Source organism: Vibrio sp. 10N.261.52.A1 (genome assembly GCF_002876325.1).
GTDB lineage: Bacteria > Pseudomonadota > Gammaproteobacteria > Enterobacterales > Vibrionaceae > Vibrio > Vibrio chagasii.
Genome location: NZ_MCYD01000582.1, coordinates 1 through 4,609, shown reverse-complemented (window position 1 = coordinate 4,609; position 4,609 = coordinate 1). Strand labels below are relative to the sequence as shown.

General features: G+C 44.7%; 4 protein-coding genes. All 4 read left to right on the top strand.

What is annotated here, in order from left to right:
• Positions 1-52 precede the first annotated feature (52 nt).
• Positions 53-484, top strand: a complete 432-nt coding sequence (locus BCT81_RS09775; protein WP_061032075.1) for a PACE efflux transporter — start codon at positions 53-55, stop codon at positions 482-484.
• Positions 485-934: 450 nt separating this feature from the next.
• A complete protein-coding gene (locus tag BCT81_RS09770; RefSeq protein ID WP_008215950.1) occupies positions 935-1,789 on the top strand; it encodes an MIP/aquaporin family protein in 855 nt (284 codons plus the stop codon).
• 58 nt (positions 1,790-1,847) lie between these two features.
• Positions 1,848-3,368: a glycerol kinase GlpK gene (glpK, locus tag BCT81_RS09765; protein ID WP_063524098.1), complete on the top strand. Its 1,521-nt coding sequence runs from the start codon at positions 1,848-1,850 to the stop codon at positions 3,366-3,368.
• A 260-nt stretch (positions 3,369-3,628) separates the two neighbouring features.
• On the top strand, positions 3,629-4,423 hold the full coding sequence (locus BCT81_RS09760; protein ID WP_102424007.1) for a DeoR/GlpR family transcriptional regulator: 795 nt from the start codon (positions 3,629-3,631) through the stop codon (positions 4,421-4,423).
• Positions 4,424-4,609 lie beyond the last annotated feature (186 nt).

The following is a 4,609-nucleotide window of genomic DNA, read 5'->3' as shown; positions in this document are numbered from 1 at the left end:
GATAATATGCCTTTCAAACAACAAATATAGATTCAACAGAAAGAGAAAATACATGTCACACAAAGAACGAATTCTACATATGGTGCTATTTGAAGTGTTCGCACTGATCATGATGGCGGGGCTAGCAACCTACATTACTGGCAATGGAGCTGGGGAAATGGCGGGGTTAGCACTTGCGATGTCGCTAATAGCAATGGCTTGGAACTACGTCTACAACTACGGCTACGACAAAATCTTCGGTGCAGATAGAACAAAACGAACGAAGAAAACCCGAGTTTTACACGGATTGGGGTTTGAACTTGGTTTAATGACAGTGACGCTACCAGTTTTGATGTGGGTGTTGAAGCTCGATTTCCTAACCGTATTGATTATGGACATCGGCCTGGTCATTTTCTTTGTACTCTACGCTATCGGATTCAACTGGGCGTATGATTCAGTAAGAGACTACTTTGTTACACAAGGCAAAGTTAACGCTCTAAATTAATTCACCGATTCGCTCAAATATCATCACTGAGCGATAAACAAAACGAATTGCCAGATTCAGTATGGATCTGGCATTTTTTGTCATAGCTTAAATACATCCTTGTTTGTTAACGCTTTTCCAACATTTGAGACCCCGGATAAGCTCACAAGATCCAAGTTTAATAAACCACCACTCGCGAATCAGCATCACAAATCCGGCCACCAACTCCTCTTACCAGTTGTGCATCTGCTTACATACAGGTACTTTTAGCGACCTCCCGAGACATACATTCGCGCAATAGCGTCCATACAAGCTTCTTTTTCGAGCAAAAGTGTTCGGTTTAACATTTCAAGCCAGTTTAATTAACAATTTTATGCTCAAACGCTCATTTTTAATGCTCGTTTATTTTCGAGTTCGCAAATTTATGCACAATACGCGTGCTAGATAAGCAAAAATAACAAGGACTCGAACATGACAACAAACAAACAACCTTCTTTATTTGGGCAATGCCTCGCCGAATTTATCGGTACTGGCCTGCTCATCTTCTTTGGCGTTGGCTGTGTGGCTGCACTGGTATTAACAGGTGCAACATTCGGACAATGGGAAGTTAGTATCATCTGGGGCTTCGGCGTATCTATCGCGATTTACTGCACAGCTGGCGTTTCTGGCGCACACATAAACCCTGCAGTAACCATTGCGCTAGCCATGTTCCATGGATTTGATAAGGCAAAAGTAGTGCCTTACATCATCTCTCAATTACTTGGTGCCTTCTGCTCTGCAGCTTTGGTTTACAGCCTATACAGCAACTTGTTTACAGATTACGAAATTGCTCATAACTTTGTTCGTAGCAGCCAAGACGCACTATCAACTGCTGGTATCTTCTCGACTTACCCACATGCTTCACTCTCTTTCTTCGGCGCTTTTGCTGTGGAATTCGTGATTACTGCTGTATTGATGTTTGCCATTCTGGCACTGGGCGACGAGAACAATGGCGCATCACGTGGCGCAATGAACCCTCTACTGATCGGTATCCTTATCGCGGTAATTGGTGGCTCTCTAGGTCCACTAACTGGCTTTGCTATGAACCCAGCACGTGACTTCGGACCAAAACTTTTCGCTTACTTTGCAGGTTGGGATTTTGCATTAACCGGTGCTCGTGATATTCCTTACTTCATCGTTCCAATTCTTGCTCCTATTGCTGGTGCGTGTTTTGGTGGTTGGTTGTACCCACGTGTTATCGGTGCTCACCTACCAGTGGAAGGCCATGGCTGCACAATTCCAAACCAATGTGAAACAGAAGAAGAAGCTGAACAAGCTCAAGCTTAACCCCAAGCGACCTTACATTTACTAAAATATAAATAACGGAACAAAAAGGATTCTTACCATGACCGAGCAAAAATACATTGTTGCCCTAGACCAAGGCACTACAAGCTCTCGCGCTGTAATCCTCGATCACGATGCAAACATCGTAAGCTCTTCTCAACGAGAATTTACTCAAATTTATCCAAAGGCTGGCTGGGTTGAGCATGATCCAATGGAAATCTGGGCGACTCAAAGCTCTACATTGGTTGAAGCTCTAGCTAAAGCAGGCATTCGCAGTGACGAGCTAGCGGGTATCGGTATCACTAACCAACGTGAAACCACCATCGTTTGGAACAAAGAGACAGGCAAACCGGTATACAACGCCATCGTATGGCAATGTCGTCGTACTGCAGAAATTTGTGAAGAACTTAAAGAACGTGGCCTAGAAGACTACGTGCGTGACAATACAGGTTTAGTCCTTGACCCGTATTTCTCAGGTACAAAAGTAAAATGGATTCTAGACAACGTTGAAGGTGCTCGCGAAGACGCTGAAGCAGGTAAGTTACTGTTCGGTACAGTTGATACTTGGTTGGTTTGGAAGATGACTCAAGGCCGTGTACACGTTACGGATTACACTAACGCATCACGTACTATGTTGTTTAACATTAACGACCTATGCTGGGACAGCAAGCTACTAGACGAGATGGGTATCCCAGCATCAATGATGCCTGAAGTGAAACGCTCTTCTGAAGTTTACGGCCAAACGAACCTTGGTGGTAAAGGCGGTACTCGTATTCCAATCGCTGGTATTGCGGGTGACCAACAAGCAGCGCTTTACGGTCAAATGTGTGTTGAAGCTGGCCAAGCGAAAAACACGTACGGCACGGGCTGTTTCCTACTGATGAACACAGGCCAAGAGAAAGTAACATCGAAGAACGGTCTATTAACAACATTAGCGTGTGGTCCTAAAGGCGAACCAGCTTACGCACTTGAAGGTGCAGTATTCATGGGTGGCGCATCTATCCAATGGCTACGTGATGAAATGAAGCTACTGGCTGGCGCAGAAGACTCTGAGTACTTCGCAACTAAAGTAGATACGTCAAACGGTGTTTACGTTGTTCCTGCATTTACTGGTCTAGGTGCACCATACTGGGATGCTTACGCTCGCGGTACGATTGTTGGCCTAACTCGTGGCGTTAACTCTAACCACATCATCCGTGCAACACTGGAAGGCATTGCTTACCAAACTCGTGACGTACTGGATGCGATGCAAGCGGACTCTGGCATCAAGCTAGCAAACCTACGTGTTGATGGCGGGGCAGTAGCGAACAACTTCCTAATGCAATTCCAGTCAGACGTGCTAGATACAGAAGTTCACCGTCCTGAAGTGACTGAAGTAACGGCTCTAGGTGCAGCGTACCTTGCTGGTCTAGCGGTTGGTTTCTGGGACAGCATCGATGAGCTTCAAGACAAAGCAGTACTAGACCGTACTTTCTTGCCACACCACGATGAAGAGAAACGTAACCGCCGTTACAAAGGTTGGAAACGTGCTATCAAGTGTGCACAAGTTTGGTCTGAACTGCACGATGACGACGAAGAGTAAAATCGAGCGTTCGAATAATCACTCTCTTTTCGATTGAATTGTTCGTTCCTCAGTAAACGAAACTAAAAAGAGCACTATTTTGTGCTCTTTTTTGCGTTTGGGGCCTTTTTTTCATGTTTTGATCAACGTTTTTGCGGTTTAGACATAATTCCTTACCATCATTACTTCTCTCTGAGTATCAATTCGAGCACAATAGCGCGAGGTAATATTTAGAATTAGGTGCGCTAAAGTATTGCAGCGCGCAGGGAGTGGTAAGTTAAGTGAAGCAAATTCCAAGACACCAGCAGATTGTAGACCTGGTAAAAACACAAGGATATGTGAGCACCGAAGAGCTCGTAGAGAAGTTCGATGTTAGCCCACAAACCATCAGACGAGATCTCAATGAGCTGGCTGATAGCAATAAAATCCGTCGCTATCATGGTGGTGCTACCATTCCTCTTAGCTCAGAAAACACCTCTTACAACACGCGTAAAGCGCTTAACTTCAATGAAAAAGATGTGATTGCCGACGAGCTGGTAAAACACATTCCAGATGGTGCAACCTTGTTCGTTGATATCGGCACCACACCAGAATCCGTGGCACGCGCGCTGAACAAAAACCACAAACAACTCAGAGTCGTGACTAACAACATCAACGTTGCCAGTATCCTTCTACCAAACCCAGAGATAAAAGTTATCTTGGCAGGTGGTGAAGTAAGAAACCGTGATGGTGGCATCGTGGGTGAAGCAACACTCGATTTCGTGAAACAGTTTCGCCTCGACTTCGGTATTCTAGGGATCAGCGGCATCGACTTTGACGGCTCACTCCTCGATTTTGACTACCATGAAGTTCGAGTGAAGCAAGCCATCATAGAAAACAGCCGTAGCATCTTCCTGGCAGTCGACCACAGTAAGTTTGGTCGTAACGCAATGGTTAAGCTGGGTAACATCTCTCAAGCACACATGGTGTTTACTAATAAACAACCACCAGAAGAGATCCTGAACATCCTTAAAGATTCAGACATTCCGTTAGAAGTTATCGAGACCGCTGCTCAACCAGTAGCGTCGGACGAATAAAAAAACGCTCAGAAATCATGTTCATTAAAAGAGCCCATTATTGATAGATCACTTTATCGATAATGAGCTTTTTTGTTACTTAGAAAGTCGCACTTGAACATGAACAGTCTCACTTCTATGCTCGAATAAGAGTTATTTTGAACCTTCGCTGTCATAAGCGAAGGTTTTTTTATGCGCAAATCACAT